This window comes from Knoellia sp. 3-2P3, from assembly GCF_029223115.1.
In the GTDB taxonomy this organism is placed as follows: Bacteria; Actinomycetota; Actinomycetes; order Actinomycetales; family Dermatophilaceae; genus Pedococcus_A.
Window position 1 is genome coordinate 51,550 of record NZ_JARGZE010000004.1, and the last position, 20,791, is coordinate 72,340.

Below are 20,791 nucleotides of genomic sequence, written 5' to 3' on the forward strand. Positions count from 1 at the left end.
GTCCAAGCAGACAACGAACCCCGCGGCCTGCTCGTGCCGCGGGGTCCATATCGCCTCCGGTGCGTCCGGCTAGCCGGGCTTGGCCTCGCCCTCGGCCGGTGCGCCGCCCCTGCCGTCGGCGTCGGCTCCGCCGGGACCGCTGTCGCCGTCGCTGGAGGCGCCGTCCTCGTTGCCGGACAGGTTGCCGCCGGGCACCTGGTCCTCGGTGGGCTGGTCAGACATCAGCACTCCTGAAGGGGGTGGGGAACCGCGTGTGCTCCCCAACGTATGCCGTGCGGCACCGGGCCGCACGGCATACCTCTCGCCGTGCGGGCTCAGCGGTAGTTGGTGAACTGCAGGGCGACGTCGAGGTCCTTGCCCTTCAGCAGCGCCTGCACGGCCTGGAGGTCGTCACGGGACTTGCTGACGACGCGCAGCTCGTCGCCCTGGATTGTGGCCTTGACCGACTTGGGCCCCTCGTCGCGGATGATCTTGGAGATCTTCTTGGCGTTCTCCTGCGAGATGCCCTCCTTGAGCGGGCCCTCGAGGCGGTACTCCTTGCCCGACGGCTTCGGCTCCTTGTCACCGAAGTCGATCGACTTCAGCGAGACGCCGCGGCGCACCAGCTTGGTCTCGAAGACGTCGACCACGGCGAGCACGCGCTCGGCCGTGTTGGCCTTGATGAGCACGTTGTCGCCGCTCCACTCGATGGAGGCGCCGACACCTCGGAAGTCGTAGCGCTGGCCGACCTCCTTGGCGGCCTGGTTCAGCGCGTTGTCGACCTCCTGCTTGTCCACCTTGCTGACGATGTCGAACGAGCTGTCTGCCATGGGTCGGGTCCTCTCGAGGCGTGACGGATGGGGCAAATTCGCATTCGCGGGCTTGCTTGCTATCCTTCCATGCGCACACGGCAGGTTGCCCGAGCGGCCAATGGGAGCGGACTGTAAATCCGTCGCGAAAGCTTCGAAGGTTCGAATCCTTCACCTGCCACCACCGTGCATGAAGGCCCCGACCAGGACTCCTGGTTCGGGGCCTTCGTCGCGCCCGGGACGGGCAGATGCGCTGAGGCCCGGCGCGGTGCCCAGTCGCCTGCCACACTCGGGACAGGTGCTGACGCCGGAGGTGCCGATGGCGGGTGGTCTTCGCCCCGACCCGAGGACGGGGCTCGGTTCGCCCGTGCACACGGTCCGGGTGCTGCTGGTCCCGGCCAACGTGTGGCGGGTCGGGCTGACGCTGGCAGCGTTGGTCGCCCTGTTCGCGCTCCTGCGCTTCGTGCTCGCCGACGGCGGCTCGGTGCTTTTCACCGTGGTGATGGCCTGGTTCCTGTCCCTCGCCATGGAGCCTGCGGTCAGGCGCCTGTCCACCCGTATGCCGCGTGGCGCCGCGACCGCGCTGGTGATGGTCGCCGCGGGGCTGCTGTCGCTGGGATTCCTGGTCGCCTTCGGCAGCCTCGCCGTCGAGCAGGCGGCCACCCTGCTGCGCGGCCTGCCGAGCATGATCGAGTCGGTGCTGGGCTGGGTGAACCGCCGCCTGGGCACCGACTACAGCTCCTCGGACCTGCTGTCCTCGATCCGGCTCACCCCCGAGGACGCCGCCAACTACGCCCAGGACGTGCTCGGTGGGCTCTGGACCGTGCTGGGCTCGCTCGCGGCCGGTGTCTTCGGGTTCTTCGCCATCATCCTGCTGAGTTTCTACCTCTCGGCCGACGGGCCGCGGCTGCGGACGTGGCTGGCCGGCCTGATGCCTGCGCGACCCCAGCGGATCTTCCTCAGCGTGTGGGACCTGTCGACGGCCAAGACGGCGGGCTACGTCTCGGCGCGGCTGGTGCTGGCGGTCATCAACGGCACCACCTCGGCGCTGGTGTTCCTCCTGATCGGCCTGCCCTCGTGGCTCGCCCTCGGGCTCTGGACCGGAGTGGTCGCCCAGTTCGTCCCCACAATCGGCACCTACATCTCGATCGTGCTCCCCGTCCTGGTGGGCCTGGCGAGCCCCCAGCCCTGGACCGGCATCGCGGCACTGGCCTGGGGCGTCCTCTACCAGCAGGTCGAGAACCTCACGTTCGAGCCGAGGATCAGCGCCCGCGCCGTGAACCTGCACCCCGCCGTGGCCTTCGGCTCGGTGATGCTGGGGTCGGCCCTCTTCGGCGTCGGGGGTGCCCTGCTCGCGATCCCGGTGACGGCCATGCTCCTGGCCGCCCTCGACGCGTACGTGCAGCGGCCCCACGACACGGCGGACCTGGTGGCTGGAGAGCTCGTCACGAGCCGCGACGTGGCCGAGGAGGCGGAGGAGCTGCCGGGTCACCCGACGTGAGGCCGGTCCGGCCGACGCGTCGTGCCGCGGCCCGGCGACGGCATTACTCGCGAGTCACCCGGAAGGCGTGACAGGCTCGGCCTCGTGACCTGTGCCGCGGGTCACACCAGACACAGGTCGACACGTGGAGGGCGCCTCGATGTTCCGTCGCATTGCCATCGTCAACCGGGGCGAGGCCGCGATGCGGCTCATCCACGCGGTGCGCGACCTCAACGCAGAGCAGCCGGCCGACGAGCGCATCGAGACGGTCGCCCTCTTCACCGAGGGCGAGCGCAAGGCGATGTTCGTGCGCGAGGCCGACCTCGCCTACAGCCTCGGCCAGGCCAGCGAGCGGCCATACATCAACCACGCGGTGCTCGAACGCGCCCTCGTCGAGACCGGCGCCGACGCCGCCTGGGTCGGCTGGGGCTTCGTGGCCGAGGACCCGGCGTTCGCCGACCTGTGCGCCCGCATCGGCGTGACGTTCATCGGGCCGAGCGCCGAGGCCATGCGCCGGCTTGGCGACAAGATCGGCTCCAAGCTCATCGCCGAGGAGGTCGGGGTCCCCGTGGCCCCGTGGAGCCGGGGTTGCGTCGACACGCTCGAGGAGGCCACAGCGGCGGCGGCCCTCATCGGCTACCCGCTGATGCTCAAGGCGACCGCGGGCGGCGGTGGCCGCGGCATCCGCAAGGTCACCTCCGACGCCGACCTCGCCGACGCCTACCACCGCACCCGCGATGAGGCCGAGCGCGCCTTCGGCTCCGGCGTCGTCTTCCTCGAGAAGCTCGTGACCGGTGCGCGCCACGTCGAGGTGCAGGTCATCGCCGACGGCCAGGGCACGGCCTGGGCGGTCGGCGTCCGCGACTGCTCCGTGCAGCGGCGCAACCAGAAGGTCATCGAGGAGTCCGCCTCACCGGTGCTCGACGCGGACCAGGTCGCCGAGCTCAAGGCCAGTGCCGAGCGGCTCGCCCTGGCGGTGGGGTATGCCGGTGCTGGCACCGTCGAGTTCCTCTACCACCCTGGCGAGCGCTTCTTCGCCTTCCTCGAGGTGAACACCCGCCTCCAGGTGGAGCACCCGATCACCGAGGCCACCACCGACCTGGACCTCGTGAAGGCACAGATCCACGTCGCCGCCGGCGGCCGCCTCGAGGGCGAGCGGCCGCTGGAGACCGGCCACGCCGTCGAGGCCCGCCTCAACGCCGAGGACCCCGACCGCGACTTCGCGCCCTCGCCCGGTCGGATCACGCTGCTCGACCTGCCGGCCGGCCCCGGCATCCGGGTCGACACCGGCGTGGGCGAGGGCGACTCGATCCCCGCCGACTTCGACTCGATGATCGCCAAGATCATCGCCTACGGCCGCACCCGCCAGGAGGCTCTGGCGCGCCTGCGCCGCGCCATGGGCGAGACCACCGTGGTCATCGAGGGTGGCGCCACCAACAAGAGCTTCATCCTCGACCTGCTCGACCAGCCCGAGGTCGTCGACGGCACCGCCGACACCGGCTGGATCGACCGGGTGCGGGCCGAGGGCCGCCTGGTCTCCCACCGCCACTCCGGGATCGCGCTCGTGGCCGCGGGCATCGAGGGCTACGAGGAGGCCGAGGCCGTCGAGCGCGCCCGGCTCCTCGAGACCGCCCACGGCGGGCGACCCCAGGTGCAGCACCAGGTCGGGCGCGCCATCGACCTCAAGCTGCGCGGCACGGCATACAAGGTCACCGTGGCCCGCACGGGCCCGCACCGCTTCCGCGTGGCCATCGGCAACGGGGCCGAGGAGAGCGTCGTCGACGCCGACCTCGACCGCGTCGACGCCTATGCCAGCCGGATGACGGTGCGGGGCCGCACCCACCGGCTCATCACGGCCACGCACGGCCCGGTGCACCTCGTCGAGGTCGACGGCGTCACCCACCGCGTCAGCCGCGACGAGGGCGGCGTGCTGCGTTCGCCCGCGCCCGCCCTGGTCGTCGCGACACCGGTCGCCGTCGGTGAGGAGGTCGCCGCCGGCGCACCCGTGCTGGTCCTCGAGTCGATGAAGATGGAGACCGTCATCCCGGCGCCGTTCCAGGCGCGGGTGCGCGAGCTGCGCGTCTCCGCGGGCAGCCAGGTCGAGACGGGGGCGCCCCTGCTGCGGCTCGAGCCGGTCGGCGACGTCGACGAGGTGGCCGAGCAGGAGGGCGAGGCCGTCGACCTCGACCTCGACGACGCGACGGCGGCCCAGCCCGGCCCGGCCGACCGCGCCGCCCGTGGGCGCGCCGACCTGTGCGCGATGGTGCTGGGCTACGACATCGACCCACGCGACGAGGGCCGCACCCTCCAGGACTACCTCGCTGCCCGCGACGAGCTGACCCGCAGCGGCACCTCGCCCATCGGCGAGGAGGTGGCGGCGCTGGGGGTCTTCGCCGACTTCGCCGAGCTCAGCCGCAACCGCCCCGCCGACGAGGACGTGCACACCGAGCACCGGGTGCACAGCCCGAGGGAGCACTTCCACACCTACCTGCAGAGCCTCGACGTCGAGCGCGGTGGCCTGCCGGAAGCGTTCCGCGGCAAGCTCGCCCGGGTGCTGGAGCACTACGGCGTGGACGGCTTGGACCGCACGCCGGAGCTCGAGGAGGCGGTCTTCCGCATCTTCCTCGCGCAGCAGCGCAGCGCCCCCGACGTGCACCTGGCCACGGCGCTGCTGCAGCGCTGGCTCGCCGAGCCCCGACCGCAGGCGCCGCTCGACCACGCCGCCCGCGAGGTGCTCGACCGCCTCGTCGTCGCGACCCAGCTGCGCTTCCCCGTGGTCGGCGACCTCGCCCGCAGCGTGCGCTTCCGGTGGTTCGACCAGCCGCTGGTCGACGAGGAGCGCGCCAGTGTGCTCGCCGGGGTGCGCGACGAGGTGGCGGCCCTGGCTGCCGACCCGGACGTCCCGGACCGGGCTGCCCGCATCGACCGTCTGGCGGCCATCCCCGAGCAGATCGTGCGCTTCCTCGCCGAGCGGCTCGAGGGTGGTGTGCCGCAGCGGGAGCCGCTGCTCGAGGTGCTCATCAAGCGGCACTACCGCGAGCACGACCTTCACGGGTTGAGCGCGGCCAGCGAGGAGGAGGGGCGCCCCTTCGCGGTCGCCGACTACACCCTCGACGGCCGGGACACCCATGTGGTCACCACCGTCGGGCGCGTCGCCGAGCTGGCCGAGGGCACCTCGCTCGTGCGCGACGTCACCGGCGAGGTCGCTGCGCGCCCGATCGGCTACCAGGCCGTCGTCGATCTCTACCTGGCCTGGCCCGAGGAGCCGGAGTCCCCCGAGGAGGCCTCCGCGCAGCTCTCCGCCATGCTCGAGAAGCTCGACTTCACCGGGCAGCTGCGCCGGGTCGTGGTGGCGGTCTGCCCCGGGGGCGGTCGGGAGGTCGGCTACTTCACGTTCCGGCCCACGTCCGACGGGCTCGTCGAGGACACCCTCGTGCGCGGCGTCCACCCGATGGTGGGCCGCCGGCTCAACCTGTGGCGCCTGCGCGACTTCGAGGTCACCCGGCTCGAGGCTCCCGAGGACGTCCTGCTCTACCACTGCGTGGCCGCGGGCAACGACTCCGACCAGCGCCTGGTGGCGATGTCGCAGGTGCGCCAGCTCGCCGTCGTGCGTGACGAGGACGGCACGGTCACCGCGCTCCCGCACGCCGAGCGTGCCATCGCCAACTGCCTCGAGGCGGTCCGCCGCGCCCGCAGCGCGCGGGGCGCCTCGGGCCCGCGGCTCGACATGAACCACATCTGGGTGGAGATCTGGCCGGTCATCGACGCCGACATCGACCAGCTCACCGCCCTGCAGTCGAAGATCGCCCCGCTCACCCTCGGCGCCGGCATCGAGGAGGTGCTGGTCACCGCCCGCGTGGCGGGGGCCGACGGCGCGGTGCACCCGATCGCGGCCCGGTTCTCCTACCAGCCGGGCTCGGGCGTCGTCACCTCCATCGAGGAGCCGCCGACCGAGCGCCTGAAGCCACTCGACGAGTACGCGCAGAAGGTCGTCCGGGCCCGGCGCCGCGGCCTGGTCTACCCCTACGAGCTCGTCTCGCTGGTGGCCGGACAGGGCGGCACCGCAACGGAGTACGACCTCGACGACACCGGCGCGCTCGTCCCGGTGGAGCGGCCCTACGGCCTCAACAAGGCCGGCATCATCGCCGGCGTCGTCACCACCCCGACCCGTCTGCACCCCGAGGGCGTCACGCGCGTGCTGCTCTGCGGCGACCCGCTCAAGGCCCTCGGCGCCGTCTCCGAGGCCGAGTGCTCTCGGGTCATCGCGGCCATCGACCTCGCCGAGCAGATGGGGGTGCCGATCGAGTGGTTCGCCCTGTCCGCCGGCGCCCGCATCTCCATGGACTCGGGCACGGAGAACATGGACTGGGTGGCCCGGGCGCTCAAGCGGATCATCGAGTTCACCCAGGCCGGCGGTGAGATCAACATCGTCGTCGCCGGCATCAACGTCGGCGCCCAGCCCTACTGGAACGCCGAGGCGACGATGCTGATGCACACCAAGGGCATCCTCGTCATGACTCCCGACTCGGCGATGGTCCTCACCGGCAAGCAGTCCCTCGACTTCTCCGGTGGCGTCTCGGCCGAGGACAACTTCGGCATCGGTGGCTACGACCGCGTGATGGGTCCCAACGGCCAGGCGCAGTACTGGGCGCCCGACCTTGCCGGCGCCCGCGACGTCCTCATGGCGCACTACGACCACACCTACGCCCACCCCGGGGAGGGCGGTCCGAGGCGGGCGGAGACGACCGACCCGGTCGACCGCGACGTCACCGTCTTCCCGCACGAGATGCCCGACAGCGGCTTCACGACCGTCGGCGACATCTTCTCGTCGGCGACAAACCCCGACCGCAAGAAGGCCTTCGACATCCGCACCCTCATGCGCGCTGTCTCCGACCAGGACCACCCGACGCTGGAGCGCTGGGCGGGGATGGCGGACGCCGAGACCGCGGTCGTCCAGGACGCCCACATCGGCGGGTATGCCGTGTGCCTGCTCGGCATCGAGTCCAGGTCCGTGCCGCGCCGCGGCTTCCCTCCCACCGACGGACCGGACACCTACACCGCCGGGACGCTGTTCCCCCGCTCGTCCAAGAAGGCGGCGCGGGCGATCAACGCCGCAAGCGGCAACCGGCCGCTGGTCGTCCTGGCGAACCTGTCGGGCTTCGACGGCTCACCCGACTCGATGCGGAACCTCCAGCTCGAGTACGGCGCCGAGATCGGCCGGGCCATCGTGAACTTCGAGGGGCCGATCGTCTTCGTGGTGGTCTCGCGCTACCACGGTGGCGCGTTCGTGGTCTTCTCTAAGGCGCTGAACCCGAACATGACCGTGCTCGCGGTCGAGGGGTCCTTCGCGTCCGTGATCGGTGGCGCCCCCGCGGCGGCCGTGGTGTTCTCCCGCGACGTCGACGCCCGCACTGCCGCGGACCCCCGGGTCACCGCCCTCGAGGCCGAGCTGGCCGAGGCCACCGGTGCCCGGCGGGCGCAGGTGGTCACCGAGCTCGCCGAGGTGCGCACCGCGGTGCGGGCCGAGATGCTCGGCCGCGTGGCGGCGGAGTTCGACAGCGTGCACAGCATCCACCGTGCCGTCTCCGTGGGCTCGGTCGACGCGGTCATCAGCGCGGAGGAGCTGCGTCCGCGCATCATTGATGCCATCGAGTCACGCATGCCGTGAAGGAGGATGGAGTCATGACGCAGGAGCCCTTCGAACCGGGTCACGACGAGCGGGAGCACCACCGCGCGATCATGCAGGCCGTCATCAACGAGCTGGCCGGGCGGAGCAAGGGCCGGCCGGTGCCCGAGGTGGTGGCCGACCTCGAGCGCTCGCTGGCCGCTCGCGGGCTGCCGCAGCAGCCGCACAACTGGGTCATGGCCGTGGCCCAGGAGGCTGCTGCCGGCCACACCTACATCGAGAGTGCCGAGGCCGTCAGGGACGCCGAGGCACTGCTGCGCCGCCACGACGACGCCAGCCGCTAGAACCCCATGGAGCTGCGGCACATCAGGTACTTCATCGCCGTCGCCGAGGAGTGCCACTTCGGGCGTGCCGCCGAGCGGCTGCACATCGCGCAGCCGCCCCTGTCGCAGCAGATCAAGCAGCTCGAGGCCGAGCTCGGGGTGCAGCTGCTCCACCGCTCCACCCGGCGGGTGGAGCTGACGCAGGCGGGGGAGCGCTACCTCGAGCGGGCCCGGGCCATCGTCGCGGCGGTGGACGACGCGGGGCGGGAGGCCACGCGGGTCGCGGCCGGCGAGGTGGGGAGGGTCTCCCTGGGCTTCGTGGGCTCGACCACCTACGAGCTGATGCCGAGCCTGGCCCGGGTGCTCCGAAAGGACTTCCCCCTGGTCGAGCTCGACCTGCACGGCGAGATGCTCACGCCGGACCAGGTGGCCGCCCTGCACACCGGTGCCCTGGACCTCGCCTTCCTGCGACCGCCGGTGCGGGACCCGGACCTGCGCCTGAAGGTGCTGCGCCGCGAGCCTCTGGTGGCCGTGCTCCCCGAGTCCCACCCACTCGCCGGACTCGACGCCGTGCCCCTGGAGGGCCTGGGCGCCGAGCCCTTCATCACGTACCCGTCGCAGCACCGCTCGGTCACCTACGACGCGGTCTTCGACGCCTGCCTGGCGGCGGGCTTCGAGCCCGACGTCCGCCAGGAGGTGGCGGAGACGTCGACGCTGGTCTCGTTCGTGGCGGCAGGGCTCGGTGTCGCCCTGGTGCCCGCCTCGGTGCAGCACCTGCGGATCACCGGCGCGGTCTACCGGCCTCTCGAGGGGGAGCCGGCGACCATCGAGCTGGCCGTGGCGAAGCGGGCCCGTGACGACTCTCCCCACATCGCGCGCATCCTGGCGCGGGCCGAGCGGCTCCTCGGTGAGGGGACCGCTGCGGGTGACGGGCTCAGTGACGTGACAGGTGGTCCAGCAGCGCCCGCGTGACGGCCTCGGGCTGCTCCAGCGCGGCCACATGGGCTGCCTGTGGCAACACGAGCAGGGAGCCGTCCTTGACGCCGGAGGCGATGCGCTCGAGGTGCTCGGGGGGTGTGGCGGGGTCCTCGGCGCCGGCGACGGCCAGCGTGGGGGCGCTGATGTCGGCGAGGTCGGCTGTGAGGTCCATCGACGCGATCGCCTCGCAGCAGCCCGCGTAGCCCTCGGCCGGGACGGAGGACACCATGGCCCTGGCAGCGGCGACCTCGTCGGGGTGGGCGGCCGCGTAGCCCTCGGTGTACCAGCGGGCGACGACCGCGTCCGCCACGGCACCGGTCCCCTCCGCCCGCACCGTCGCGGCGCGGTCGAGCCAGCCCTGGGCCGGACCGAGCAGCGCGGAGGTGCACAGCACGGCGAGCCGGTTGACGCGCTCGGGGTGGCGGGCGGCCAGGCGCAGCGCGGTCATGCCGCCGAGCGAGAGGCCCACGAGGTGGGCCCGGCCCACACCGAGCCGGTCGAGCAGGGCGAGCAGGTCGTCGGCGAGGTCGTCGATCGAGTAGGGCCCCGGCGGGACCGGGGAACCTCCGTGGCCGCGGGTGTCGTAGCGGACCACGCGGAAGTGCTCGGCCAGCGCCGGCGCTTGGCCGTCCCACATGGCCAGCGTCGAGCCGAGCGAGTTCGACAGCACCACCACGGGGGCGTCCGCGCGCAGGCCAGGCGCAGCCTCGACCACGTGGTGGACCTCCACGGGGCTGCCGCTCACCGGGCCGCCTCGAAGACGGCTGCCAGGCCCTGGCCGCCACCGATGCACATGGTCTCCAGCCCGTAGCGGCTGCCGCGTCGCTGCATCTCGTGCGCCATCGTGGCGAGGATCCGGGCGCCGGTGGCGCCGACGGGGTGGCCAAGAGAGATGCCGGAACCGTTGACGTTCAAGCGCTTCCAGTCGTCCTCGCCGAGCTGCCACTCGCGCAGGACGGCGAGCACCTGCGCGGCGAAGGCCTCGTTGAGCTCGATGAGGTCCATGTCGGCGAGGGTGAGCCCCGCGCGCTCGAGGGCAGCGGCGCTCGCGGGCACCGGCCCGATGCCCATCACCTCTGGGCCGACACCGGCGACGGCCCACGAGCGCAGGGCCAGCAGCGGCCGCAGCCCACGGCGCTCCGCCTCCGCGCGGGTCGTCACCACGCAGAGCGCGGCGGCGTCGTTCTGGCCGCTGGAGTTGCCCGCGGTCACGGTGGCCTCGGGGTCGGTCCTGCTCATGACCGGCCGCAGCCCGGCCAGGACCTCCAGGGTGGTGTCGGGTCGCGGGTGCTCGTCGCGGTCGACGACCACCGGGTCCTTGCCCCGGCGGCCGGGCACCGTCACCGGCACGACCTCGTCCTTGAACAGCCCGCCCTCTACGGCGGCCGCGGTGTTCTGCTGCGAGCGAAGGGCGTACTCGTCCTGCTCCTGCCGGCTGATGCCGTACTCGCGGCGCAGGTTCTCGGCCGTCTCGATCATGCCGCCGGGCACCGGGTGCAGGGCGCCACCGGCGGTGACGCGGGCACGGGCGAGGCGGTCGGCGAGCTCCACGCCGTCGCCGCGCACGCCCTGGCGCAGCAGGGCGTAGTGCTCCACCTGGCTCATCGACTCGGTGCCGCCGGCCACGACGAGACGGGAGGCTCCGCTGCCCACCTGCATCGCGGCATACAGCACGGCCTGCAGGCCGGACCCGCACCGGCGGTCGACCTGCAGGCCGGGCACGCCCGTGCCGAGCCCGGCGTCCAGGGCGACGACACGGCCGATCGCCGGTGCCTCGCCGCTGGGGTTGCAGTTGCCGAGGATGACGTCGTCGATGTCGCCCTCGCCGAGGCCGGTGCGCTCGACCAGCGCCTTCAGCGCGATGGTGCCGAGCTCGGCGGCGCTGAAGCCCTCGAAGACCCCGTTGAACGCGCCGACAGGGGTGCGCAGCGGCTCGCAGATGACGACGTCGGTCGCCGTTGCCGCGCCGGTCATGCCGCCGCCGTCGCGATGTCGGAGGGGTGCTGGGCCAGTGGCGTCACGTCGATCTCCATGTGAGGGAACAGGGGCAGGTTCCAGAGGATCTCGTGGAGCCGCTCGTTGTCGCGCACGTCGAAGATGCTGAGGTTGGAGTACTGCCCCACGCACCGCCAGATGTGCACCCACTCGCCGGCTCGCTGGAGGTCCTGCGAGTAGGCCTTCTCGCGGGCCAACGTGTCGGCCCGCACCTCGGGGTCGAAGTCGGCAGGCAGGGTCACATCCATCCTCACGGCGAACAGCATGGGGTCAGTCTCCTACGGGGTCCGGCGGCCTTCGACCCGGGCCTCAGGCCGGGTCGAGGACGAAGTCGTAGGTGACCGCGTTGCCCGCGGCGTCGGTGCGCGGCCGGGGGTCGAGGATCAGCTCGGGCTTGACGGCGGAGGCGATGTCGTCGGCCACGTGCTCGTCGCCCTTGAAGTACAGCTGGGTCGTGATGAGCTGGTGGCCGGGCGCCGACACCTTGAGGTGCAGGTGCGCGGGCCGCCAGGCGTGCCACCCGGCTGCGGCGATGAGGCGGCCGCAGGAGCCGTCGGTGGGGATCTGGTAGGGCGCGGGCTGCACCGTCGTGATCGCGAAGCGGCCCTCCTCGTCGGCGACGACCGTGCCGCGCAGGTTCCACTCGGGCAGGCCGGGGGCGTACTGGCTGTAGAACCCGAGGTCGTCGGCGTGCCAGATCTCGATGTGGGCGCCGGGGAGCGGCGTGCCGGCGGTGCTCCGCACCTGCCCCTGGAACAGCAGCGGTGTGCCTGGCTCGTCGTCGCGCATCGGCAGGGTGGCCTCGGCGGGGAGCTGGGGGGAGTCGGGCACGTAGTAGGGACCCTCGATGCTGCCCTTGCTGCCCTGGCGGTGGTCGTTGGCGACCTCCTCGACGACGTGCTCGACCCACACGTCGAGGAACAGCGGCCACTCGCCGTCCTGCCCGACCGAGATGAGCCACGCTTTGAGGGCGTCGTACTCCTCGTAGGTCACCCGGTGGCGGCGGATGACGTCGTGGACGGCGGTGAGCACCTCGGTGGCGAGGGTGCTGACGCGCTCCTGGCTGGAGCCGGCGGCGGCGGCGCGCGCCTTCTCCTGGAAGCGTTCGGTGGCCCTGGCGCCGGACTCGGCGGCCTTGGCGTCCTGCTCGGTCAGGTGTGTGGTCATGGTGGGGCTCCTTGGTGGGTTCGGGCGTCGTTGCCCTGGTGTGGTCTGTCAGCGGTCCTGCCGGTAGTGGGCGAGCTTGTCCTCGTCGATGTCGAGGCCCAGGCCGTCGCCCGGTCGGACGGCGAGCGTGCCGTCGGTGATGCGCAGCGGGTCGGCGAGCAGGTCGTCGCTCATGTCGAGGAAGTTGGACAGCTCCCCTGCGCGCTGGGAGGTGTGCTGGTGGGCCGCGCCGAACGCGACCGTGCACGCGGTGCCGATCTGCCCGTCGATCTGGTTGCCCATCACGACCTCGACGCCGAGGCCCTCGCACAGGTGCAGCACCCGCTGCGACCCGGTGAAGCCGGTGCGGGCCGTCTTGATGCTGATGGCGGTGGCGGAGCCGTCGAGCAGCTCGCGGGTCACCTCGCCGGGTCGCGAGGCGCTCTCGTCGGCGACGAACGGGATGTCGGTCTGGCGGACCAGCCACCGGCGGCCGAGGACGTCGTCCGCGGGGCACAGCTCCTCGGCGAGGGTCAGGTCGAGGTCACGCATGGCCCGCAGCGCCCGGGCCGACTCCGAGGCCGTCCACCCTCGGTTGCCGTCGACGTAGAGCTCGACGGTGTCGCCGAACGCCTCCCGCAGGGCGCGGACCACGTCGACGTCGAGGGTGAAGGGATGACGCCCCACCTTCACCTTGAAGGTCGTGACGCCGTAGGTCTCGCGGATGCGTTGGGCCTCCTCGACCATGGCACCGGGGGCGTCGAAGCCGAGCATGTGGCTGACCCGCATGCGGTCGGTCCAGCCTCCGAGCAGGTCGGTGACCGAGGCTCCGAGGCTGCGGCCGATGACGTCCCACAGGGCCATGTCCATCGCGGCCTTGGCCGTGGGGTTGCCCACCGTGCGGTCGAGGCGCTCGTGGATCGCCGCGCGGTCGAGCGCCGAGCGGCCGACGACCTCCGGGGTGAACAGGCGCTCGATCACGGCGATGATCGACTGCTGGGTCTCGCCGTAGGTGAACGGACGGGGCGGCGCCTCCGCGGTGCCGACGATGCCCTCGTCGGTGTGGACGCGCACGAGGACGTGCTCGGCCGTGGTGATCTCGCCGCTGGCGAAGCGCAGGGTCTTGGCGTAGGGGATCGCGAAGGGGATCGCCTCGATGCGGGTGACCTTCACGATGCCTCCGTTGGCTCCTGACGCTCCTGGCGCTCCTGGCGCGGGGCTCTGACCCCCGCCCGTCCATCGTGGGCCCGCGGATTGGGATCGCGCCAATACCTGTTCTTGAGCCATTGAGACGCCGGGGGTATCGGCTGCGGGAGCGCCTGCCATCGGCACCCGACTTCGGTCAAGGACTTCACCCCGCCCGCGGTTGTCGGCAATGCTGGGCCCATGGAGCCCAGGGAAGCGTTCTCGTCAGCCGCCGAGCTGGCGAGGCAGCTGGGCGGGACGGGCTACCTCGTCGACGACGCGCTCGCCACGGTGACCTGGCTGTCGCTGCGGCTCGGACGTCCGCTGCTGCTCGAGGGCGAACCGGGCACCGGCAAGACGGCCCTGGCCGAGGCCATCGCCCAGGCCCTCGAGCTGCCCCTGATCCGGCTCCAGTGCTACGAGGGGATCGACGCCACCCAGGCCCTCTACGACTGGGACTTCCCGCGCCAGATCCTGCACCTGCGCGCGCTGCAGGCGGTGGCGCCCGAGAGCCATACGGACGTGGCTGCGGTCGAGGACGAGCTGTTCGCCGACCGGTTCCTGCTGTCGCGGCCGGTCCTGCGCGCGCTGCGCGAGGCACCCGCGGTGCTGCTCGTCGACGAGGTGGACCGCGCCGACGACGAGTTCGAGGCCTTCCTGCTCGAGGTGCTCTCCACCTGGCAGGTCACCATCCCCGAGCTGGGCACCATCACCGCGGCGACCGCGCCCGTGGTCGTCCTGACCTCGAACCGCACCCGCGAGCTCCACGACGCCCTGAAGCGCCGCTGCCTCTACCACTGGATCGACCACCCCAGCCTGCAGCGCGAGCTGGCCATCGTGCGCAGCCGCGCGCCGGAGGTGAGCGACCACCTGGCCGAGCAGGTGGTCGGCGTCGTCCAGCGGCTGCGCGCGGAGGAGGACCTGCTCAAGCCACCGGGCGTGGCCGAGACCCTCGACTGGGCCCGGGCGCTGCACGAGATGGGCACCACGGACCTCGACCTCGAGACGACGGCCCAGACGGTGGGGGTGGCCGTGAAGTACCACGAGGACGCCGAGCGGGTGCGGGTCGCCCTCGAGCGGATCATCGGGCGGTAGGGCGATGGCCGAGGTGCACGCGCCCGACGAGCTGCTGCTCGGCTTCGCCCGTGCGCTGCGCGCCGCCGGGGTGCCCGTGACGGCCGACCGGGAGCGCACCTACCTCGAGGCAGTCGCCGAGGTCGGCCTGCAGGACCGCGCGGCCACCTACTGGGCGGGCCGCGCCTGCCTCTGCGGCAGCCCGGACGACCTCGAGCGCTACGACCAGGTGTATGCCGCGTGGTTCGGCGGGCGCCCCGGCGCCACCGGGACGGCGCCGCCGCGGGCGCGCCGCACGGTCACCGTGGCCGGCCTCGGCGAGTCGACGCGGTCCGGGGGTGCGCCGTCGGAGGACGAGGACGTGGTCCGGGCGCTGGCCAGCGCCACGGAGGTGCTGCGGCACCGGGACGTCGCGACGCTCAGCCCCCGGCAGCGCGCCGAGCTGCACGCCCTCTTCGCCCGGCTGCACCCGCGCTCGCCACGGCGCCGCGCGCACCGGCACGAACCGTGGCGTCGGGGCACGGTGGACGCCCGCCGGACGCTGCGGACCCAGCTGCGCCGCATGGGCGAGCCCGGCTCGGTGCGCTGGCGGCGTCGTGGGCACCGCGCCCGGCGGGTGGTGCTGCTGATCGACGTGTCCGGCTCGATGAGCCCCTACGCCGACGCCCTGCTGCGGCTGGCCCACACCTACGCCGCGGCCGGGCTGGAGGTGGAGGTGTTCACCATGGGCACCCGGCTCACCCACGTCACCCGCAGCCTGCGCCACCGCGACCCCGAGCGGGCCATCGTGGCGGCGGGGGCGGTGGTCCCGGACTGGTCCGGCGGCACCCGGCTGGCCGACGGGCTGCGCGCCTTCCTCGACCGGTGGGGCCGCAGGGGCATGGCGCGCGGGGCGGTGGTGGTGGTGTTCAGCGACGGCTGGGAGCGCGGCGACCCGGGAGCCCTCGCCGAGCAGATGCGCAGGCTGCAGGCGCTGGCCCACCGCGTGGTGTGGGTGAACCCGCACCGGGGAAAGACCGGCTACCAGCCGCTCCAGCAGGGCATGGCGGCCGCCCTGCCCTACGTCGACGACTTCGTGGCGGGCCACTCGATGGCCACGTTCGAGGAGCTCCTGGAGGTGGTGGCTCGTGCGTGACGTGCTGACCGAGCTGATGCACTGGTGGCGCGCAGGGGAGCGCGTGGGTGTGGGCACGGTGGTCGCGACGTTCCGGTCCGCTCCCCGGCCCGCCGGCGCGGCCATGCTCGTGGGACCCGGCGGCGAGGCGGTCGGCTCCGTCTCGGGCGGCTGCGTAGAGGGGGCGGTCTACGAGTCCGCCCAGGAGGTCCTCCAGGGCCGGTCGCCGGCTGCGCTGCGCCGCTACGGCGTCAGCGACGACGACGCGTATGCCGTGGGGCTGACCTGCGGGGGGATCCTCGACGTCTTCGTCGAGGAGGTCAGCCAGGAGACCTTCCCCGAGCTCGGCGAGGTGGCCGACGACATCGAGGCCGGGCGCCCGGTCGCCGTCGCCACGGTCGTGGACCACCCGGACCCCGGGCACATCGGCCGCCGGCTGGTCGTGCACCCGGAAGGGTCCCCGGTCGAGCGGGCCGGCACCCTCGGGAGCAGCCGGGCCGACGACGCCGTGGCCGACGACGCCAGGGGGCTGCTGGCCTCGGGGCGCACCGAGACGCTGACCTACGGACCCGACGGGGAGCGGCGCGGCGAGGGGATGCGGGTCTTCGTCTCCTCCTTCGCCCCCGCACCGCGGATGCTGGTCTTCGGGGCCATCGACTTCGCTGCGGCGGTCGCCCACGTGGGCAAGTTCCTCGGCTACCAGGTCACGGTCTGCGACGCCCGTCCCGTGTTCGCCACCGCGAGCCGCTTCCCCTCCGCCGACGAGGTCGTCGTCACCTGGCCGCACCGCTACCTCGCCGACGAGGTCGAGGCCGGCCGCGTCGACGAGCGCACCGTCCTGTGCGTCCTGACCCACGACCCCAAGTTCGACGTGCCCCTCCTCGAGGTGGCCCTGCGACTCCCGGCGGTGGCCTACATCGGCGCCATGGGCTCGCGGCGCACCCACCACGACCGGCTGGAGCGGCTGAGGGTGGCAGGGCTCACCGAGGACGAGCTCGCACGGCTGTCGAGCCCCATCGGCCTCGACCTCGGCGCCCGCACACCGGAGGAGACGGCCATCAGCATCGCCGCAGAGATCATCGCCCTCCAATGGGGCGGCCGCGGTGACCGGCTGGCCACCCTCGACGGGCCGATCCACCACCACGAGCACCCCCTGCCCACCGAGCCGCCGGAGCCGGCGGCGGCGGGCTCCACCACGTCCGGCACCACCGTGTCCGGCACGACCTCGCCCAGCACCACCTCAAAAAAGGAGTGATCGATGACCCGCATCAACGTCCGCGTGGACGGCGTCAGCTATTCCGACGAGGTGGAGCCGCGCACGCTGCTGGTCCACTACCTGCGCGAGCAGCTCGGCAAGACGGGCACCGTCGTCGGCTGCGACACGAGCAACTGTGGCGCGTGCACCGTCCACCTCGACGGCCGCAGCGTGAAGTCCTGCAACGTCCTCGCCGTGCAGGCGGACGGGCACGAGGTGACCACGATCGAGGGTCTGGCCACGGACGGCCGGCTGCACCCGATGCAGCAGGCGTTCCACGAGTGCCACGCGCTCCAGTGCGGCTACTGCACGCCCGGGATGATCATGCAGGCCATCGACGTGCTGAACGAGAACCCGCACCCCTCCGAGCAGGAGATCCGCGAGGGGCTCGAGGGCAACCTGTGCCGCTGCACCGGCTACCACAACATCGTCAAGGCCGTGCAGCAGGTGGCCGGCGCCGGCAGCGAGGGAGGGGCGTCATGACCACGACCGAGGAGCACGTGGAGTCGCCCGTGCGTGAGATCGGCCGGGCCCGCAGGCGCAAGGAGGACCAGCGCCTCATCACCGGCCGCACGAAGTGGACCGACAACATCCAGCTCCCGGGGATGCAGCACCTGGCGATGGTGCGCAGCCCCTTCGCCCACGCGCGGATCACCGGCATCGACGCCTCCGCCGCGCGCTCTGCCCCCGGTGTGCTCGCGGTGCTGACCGGCGAGGACGTCAAGGACCTGCAGGGCAGCATGGCCTGCGCCTGGCCGATCACCGAGGACCAGAAGGCCCCGGCCCACCCCGCGATCGCGGTGGACCGGGTCGCGTTCGCCGGCGAGATCGTCGCCGTCGTCGTCGCCAGGTCGGCGGCGCTCGCGCGCGACGCGGCCGAGCTCGTCGACGTCGACTACGAGGAGCTGCCGGCGGTGCTCGACCTCAAGAGGGCCGTCAGGGACGAGACGCTCGCCCACCCGGACCTCGGCACCAACACGAGCGCCGTCTGGACCTACGACTCTGCTGAGGCGGGCACGGGTGGCCGCGTGGACGACGCCATCGCCGCGGCCCGCTCGGACGGCATCGTCATCGAGCGCGAGTACCGACAGCAGCGGCTCATCCCGGCGTTCATGGAGCCGCGCTCGGTCGTCTGCGACCCCACCGGGGAGCAGCTCACCATCTGGTCGGCCACCCAGGTCCCGCACTTCGTGCGGATCTTCACCGCCCTGGTGCTCGGCATCCCCGAGAGCAAGATCCGGGTCATCGCGCCCGACGTCGGGGGCGGCTTCGGGGGCAAGCTCCAGCACACCCCCGAGGAGGTCGTCACCGTCCTGGCCGCCCGGCACACCGGCAAGCCCTGCAAGTACACCGAGACGCGCAGCGAGTCGCTCGTGTCCGCCCACCACGGCCGCGACCAGTGGCAGAAGCTGACGCTGGCGGCGACCCGCGAGGGCAAGGTCACCGGCCTGAAGGTCGAGCTGCTCGCCGACATGGGTGCCTACCTCGGCCTGGTCACCTCCGGGATCCCCATCCTCGGGGCGTTCATGTTCAACGCGATCTACAAGTTCCCCGCCTACCACTTCACGTGCACCAACCTCTTCACCAACAAGACGTGGACCGACGCCTACCGCGGGGCCGGGCGGCCGGAGGCGACCTTCGCCATCGAGCGGCTCATGGACGAGCTGGCGGCCGAGGTCGGCGTCGACCCCCTCGAGATCCGCGAGATGAACTGGATCAGGCACGAGGAGTTCCCGTTCACGACGGTGGCCGGCATGACCTACGACTCCGGGAACTACGAGGCGGCGACCGCGCGCGCCAAGGAGCTGTTCGACTACGACGCCCTGCGGCGTGAGCAGCAGGAGCGCCGTGACCGCAACGACCCGGTCCAGCTCGGCATCGGCACCAGCACCTTCACCGAGATGTGCGGCCTCGCGCCCTCGCGGGTCCTCGGCGCTCTGCGCTACGCGGCCGGAGGCTGGGAGCACGCCTCCATCCGGATGCTGCCTACCGGCAAGGTCGAGGTCGTCACGGGCACCTCCCCGCACGGGCAGGGCCACGAGACGGTCTGGAGCCAGATCGTCGCCGACCGCCTCGGGGTCCCCTTCGACGACATCGAGGTGCTGCACGGCGACACCCAGGTCGCCAACCGGGGGCTCGACACCTACGGCTCCCGGTCGCTCGTCGTCGGGGGTCAAGCCCTGGTCCTGGCGGCCGACAAGGTCATCGAGAAGGCCAAGCCCGTGGCCGCGCACCTGCTCGAGGCGGCGGTCGAGGACATCGAGTTCGCGAACGGGACCTTCGCCGTGAGGGGCACCGACAAGGGAAAGACGATGGCCGAGGTCGTGTGGGAGGCCTTCACCTGCCACGACCTCCCGGAGGGCGTGGAGCCCACGATCGATGCCGACGCGACCTACGACCCCGTGGACTTCTCGTTCCCGCACGGCACCCACCTCTGCGCGGCGGAGGTGGACACCGAGACCGGCCAGGTGACGATGCGCCGCTACGTCAGCGTGGACGACGTGGGCAACATCATGAACCCCCTGATCGTCGAGGGGCAGGTGCACGGCGGCCTGGTCCAGGGCATCGCGCAGGCGCTGTGGGAGGAGGCGGTCTACGACGAGCAGGGCACCCTCGTGTCGGGCTCGTTCGTCGACTACACCCTTCCGACCTCGGCTGACACCATCAGCTTCGTCACCGACAACACCACCTCGCCGTCGAGCACGAACGACCTCGGCGCCAAGGGCGTGGGGGAGGCGGGCTGCATCGCCTCCACACCGGCCGTGGTCAACGCGATCGTCGACGCGCTGCGACCGATGGGGGTCAACGACGTCCGTATGCCGTGCACGCCGGAGCGCGTGTGGAAGGCGATCCAGGCGGCGGGCGCCTCGGCGGGCGGCACCGGCGTCGCCGGTGGGCCCCAGCCGCACTTCGACGAGGGCGCCCCCAACCAGGACCTGCCCCAGGCCGAGCAGAAGGGAGCGGGCCAGTGATCCCCGCCGCATTCGACTACACCGCACCCACCACGCTGCAGGAGGCGCTGCGCGCGATCGCCGAGGCAGGCGACGACGGCAAGGTCCTCGCCGGCGGCCAGAGCCTGCTGCCCATCCTGCGGATGCGACTCAACGCGCCGCAGACGGTCATCGACCTCGGCCGCATCGAGGAACTGCGCGGGATCACCGAGGAAGGCGGCCACCTGGTCATCGGCGCCATGACCACGTATGCCGATGTGCTCGCCAGTGACGCCGTCCGCGAGCACGCGTCGCTGCTCGCGAGGGCCATCAAGGAGGTCGCCGACCCGCAGATCCGCCACCGCGGCACCGTGGGCGGCGCGCTCGTCCACGCGGACCCGGCCGGCGACGTCGGCGCGCCGGCCCTCGCCCTCGACACCGAGTTCGTCATCGCCGGCCCCGACGGCGAGCGGATGGTGGCGGCCGACGGCTTCTTCCGCGACCTCTTCGAGACGGCGGTCGGCGAGGGTGAGGTGCTAGCGCGGATCAGGGTGCCCAAGCACACCGGCTGGGGTGCCCACTACGAGAAGTTCGTCCGCGTCGCCCACCAGTGGTCGATCGTGGCGGTGGGCGCGACGGTGCGGGTGGAGGGCGGCGCCATCGCGCAGGCCAAGGTCGGGCTCACCAACATGGGGTCCACCCCGCTGCGCGCCACCGCGGTGGAGCGGGCCCTGGTCGGGAAGCCGGCCACCGAGGACGCCGTCCGCGAGGCCTGCGCCGCGGCCGCCGAGGGCACCGACCCGCCCTCGGACCTCAACGGCAGCGCCGACTACCGGCGGCACCTCGCGACGGTGCTGACCCGCCGGGCGGTGCTCGCGGCGGCGGGGGCGTGACCCC

At 72.6% G+C, this 20,791-nt stretch carries 17 protein-coding genes and 1 tRNA gene; 11 read left to right on the plus strand and 7 right to left on the minus strand.

Annotation, left to right across the window (positions count from 1 at the left end; all coding sequences use genetic code 11):
* Positions 1 to 69: 69 nt before the first annotated feature.
* The gene (locus P0Y31_RS12725) at positions 70 to 222 is read right to left on the minus strand and encodes a hypothetical protein (protein ID WP_275869956.1); all 153 of its coding nucleotides are present in this window, start codon (positions 220 to 222) and stop codon (positions 70 to 72) included.
* Positions 223 to 314: 92 nt separating this feature from the next.
* Positions 315 to 809 carry a YajQ family cyclic di-GMP-binding protein gene (locus P0Y31_RS12730; RefSeq protein WP_275805007.1) on the minus strand — a complete coding sequence of 165 codons (495 nt, stop codon included), beginning with the start codon at positions 807 to 809 and terminating at the stop codon, positions 315 to 317.
* Positions 810 to 888: 79 nt separating this feature from the next.
* On the opposite strand from P0Y31_RS12730, the gene P0Y31_RS12735 reads away from it, so the two are divergent.
* The 5 genes from P0Y31_RS12735 to P0Y31_RS12755 all read left to right on the plus strand — a co-directional run bounded on the left by P0Y31_RS12735 (position 889) and on the right by P0Y31_RS12755 (position 9,189).
* Positions 889 to 972, plus strand: a tRNA-Tyr gene (locus P0Y31_RS12735).
* A 114-nt stretch (positions 973 to 1,086) separates the two neighbouring features.
* Positions 1,087 to 2,289, plus strand: a complete 1,203-nt coding sequence (locus P0Y31_RS12740; RefSeq protein WP_275869958.1) for an AI-2E family transporter — start codon at positions 1,087 to 1,089, stop codon at positions 2,287 to 2,289.
* Between the two features lie 139 nt (positions 2,290 to 2,428).
* Positions 2,429 to 7,936 carry a carboxyl transferase domain-containing protein gene (locus P0Y31_RS12745; RefSeq protein WP_275869961.1) on the plus strand — a complete coding sequence of 1,836 codons (5,508 nt, stop codon included), beginning with the start codon at positions 2,429 to 2,431 and terminating at the stop codon, positions 7,934 to 7,936.
* 14 nt (positions 7,937 to 7,950) lie between these two features.
* Positions 7,951 to 8,238, plus strand: a complete 288-nt coding sequence (locus tag P0Y31_RS12750; RefSeq protein ID WP_275869963.1) for a hypothetical protein — start codon at positions 7,951 to 7,953, stop codon at positions 8,236 to 8,238.
* Between the two features lie 6 nt (positions 8,239 to 8,244).
* Entirely contained in the window at positions 8,245 to 9,189 is a 945-nt protein-coding gene (locus P0Y31_RS12755) for a LysR family transcriptional regulator (RefSeq protein WP_275869966.1), read from the plus strand.
* On the opposite strand, the gene pcaD is transcribed toward P0Y31_RS12755, so the two are convergent.
* Genes pcaD through P0Y31_RS12780 form a run of 5 tightly spaced genes read right to left on the minus strand, consistent with a single transcriptional unit; the run spans position 9,152 to position 13,509 of the window.
* Positions 9,152 to 9,940, minus strand: coding sequence for a 3-oxoadipate enol-lactonase (pcaD, locus tag P0Y31_RS12760; protein WP_275869968.1), 789 nt, complete (start codon positions 9,938 to 9,940; stop codon positions 9,152 to 9,154). The genes P0Y31_RS12755 and pcaD overlap by 38 nt on opposite strands.
* Positions 9,937 to 11,169, minus strand: a complete 1,233-nt coding sequence (locus tag P0Y31_RS12765) for an acetyl-CoA C-acetyltransferase (protein ID WP_275869970.1) — start codon at positions 11,167 to 11,169, stop codon at positions 9,937 to 9,939. The genes pcaD and P0Y31_RS12765 overlap by 4 nt, the downstream gene beginning before the upstream one ends.
* On the minus strand, positions 11,166 to 11,456 hold the full coding sequence (gene catC / locus P0Y31_RS12770; protein WP_275869973.1) for a muconolactone Delta-isomerase: 291 nt from the start codon (positions 11,454 to 11,456) through the stop codon (positions 11,166 to 11,168). Before catC ends, P0Y31_RS12765 begins: the two co-directional genes overlap by 4 nt.
* Positions 11,457 to 11,499: 43 nt before the next feature.
* Positions 11,500 to 12,357, minus strand: coding sequence for a catechol 1,2-dioxygenase (gene catA / locus P0Y31_RS12775; protein ID WP_275869975.1), 858 nt, complete (start codon positions 12,355 to 12,357; stop codon positions 11,500 to 11,502).
* Positions 12,358 to 12,405: 48 nt separating this feature from the next.
* Entirely contained in the window at positions 12,406 to 13,509 is a 1,104-nt protein-coding gene (locus P0Y31_RS12780) for an enolase C-terminal domain-like protein (protein ID WP_275869978.1), read from the minus strand.
* 213 nt (positions 13,510 to 13,722) lie between these two features.
* Here P0Y31_RS12780 and P0Y31_RS12785 point away from each other — a divergent pair, with 213 nt between their 5' ends.
* The 6 genes from P0Y31_RS12785 to P0Y31_RS12810 are packed head-to-tail and all read left to right on the plus strand — an operon-like array spanning position 13,723 to position 20,787.
* On the plus strand, positions 13,723 to 14,616 hold the full coding sequence (locus P0Y31_RS12785) for a MoxR family ATPase (protein WP_275869981.1): 894 nt from the start codon (positions 13,723 to 13,725) through the stop codon (positions 14,614 to 14,616).
* 4 nt (positions 14,617 to 14,620) lie between these two features.
* Positions 14,621 to 15,730, plus strand: a complete 1,110-nt coding sequence (locus P0Y31_RS12790) for a VWA domain-containing protein (protein ID WP_275869984.1) — start codon at positions 14,621 to 14,623, stop codon at positions 15,728 to 15,730.
* Positions 15,723 to 16,964: an XdhC/CoxI family protein gene (locus tag P0Y31_RS12795; RefSeq protein WP_275869986.1), complete on the plus strand. Its 1,242-nt coding sequence runs from the start codon at positions 15,723 to 15,725 to the stop codon at positions 16,962 to 16,964. Before P0Y31_RS12790 ends, P0Y31_RS12795 begins: the two co-directional genes overlap by 8 nt.
* 3 nt (positions 16,965 to 16,967) lie before the next feature.
* The gene (locus P0Y31_RS12800) at positions 16,968 to 17,447 is read left to right on the plus strand and encodes a (2Fe-2S)-binding protein (RefSeq protein ID WP_275869989.1); all 480 of its coding nucleotides are present in this window, start codon (positions 16,968 to 16,970) and stop codon (positions 17,445 to 17,447) included.
* Positions 17,444 to 19,936 (plus strand): xanthine dehydrogenase family protein molybdopterin-binding subunit, encoded by a 2,493-nt coding sequence (locus P0Y31_RS12805; RefSeq protein WP_275869992.1) that lies wholly within the window; start codon positions 17,444 to 17,446, stop codon positions 19,934 to 19,936. Before P0Y31_RS12800 ends, P0Y31_RS12805 begins: the two co-directional genes overlap by 4 nt.
* Positions 19,933 to 20,787 carry a xanthine dehydrogenase family protein subunit M gene (locus tag P0Y31_RS12810; RefSeq protein ID WP_275869994.1) on the plus strand — a complete coding sequence of 285 codons (855 nt, stop codon included), beginning with the start codon at positions 19,933 to 19,935 and terminating at the stop codon, positions 20,785 to 20,787. Before P0Y31_RS12805 ends, P0Y31_RS12810 begins: the two co-directional genes overlap by 4 nt.
* Positions 20,788 to 20,791: the final 4 nt, after the last annotated feature.

Coding starts and splice junctions, on each gene's coding strand:
- catC (WP_275869973.1), bottom strand. CDS start 11,456: ATGCTGTTCGCCGTGAGGATGGATGTGACCCTGCCTGCCGACTTCGAC.
- P0Y31_RS12745 (WP_275869961.1), top strand. CDS start 2,429: ATGTTCCGTCGCATTGCCATCGTCAACCGGGGCGAGGCCGCGATGCGG.
- P0Y31_RS12805 (WP_275869992.1), top strand. CDS start 17,444: ATGACCACGACCGAGGAGCACGTGGAGTCGCCCGTGCGTGAGATCGGC.
- P0Y31_RS12730 (WP_275805007.1), bottom strand. CDS start 809: ATGGCAGACAGCTCGTTCGACATCGTCAGCAAGGTGGACAAGCAGGAG.
- P0Y31_RS12725 (WP_275869956.1), bottom strand. CDS start 222: ATGTCTGACCAGCCCACCGAGGACCAGGTGCCCGGCGGCAACCTGTCC.
- P0Y31_RS12750 (WP_275869963.1), top strand. CDS start 7,951: ATGACGCAGGAGCCCTTCGAACCGGGTCACGACGAGCGGGAGCACCAC.
- catA (WP_275869975.1), bottom strand. CDS start 12,357: ATGACCACACACCTGACCGAGCAGGACGCCAAGGCCGCCGAGTCCGGC.
- P0Y31_RS12765 (WP_275869970.1), bottom strand. CDS start 11,169: ATGACCGGCGCGGCAACGGCGACCGACGTCGTCATCTGCGAGCCGCTG.
- P0Y31_RS12755 (WP_275869966.1), top strand. CDS start 8,245: ATGGAGCTGCGGCACATCAGGTACTTCATCGCCGTCGCCGAGGAGTGC.
- P0Y31_RS12785 (WP_275869981.1), top strand. CDS start 13,723: ATGGAGCCCAGGGAAGCGTTCTCGTCAGCCGCCGAGCTGGCGAGGCAG.
- P0Y31_RS12790 (WP_275869984.1), top strand. CDS start 14,621: ATGGCCGAGGTGCACGCGCCCGACGAGCTGCTGCTCGGCTTCGCCCGT.
- P0Y31_RS12800 (WP_275869989.1), top strand. CDS start 16,968: ATGACCCGCATCAACGTCCGCGTGGACGGCGTCAGCTATTCCGACGAG.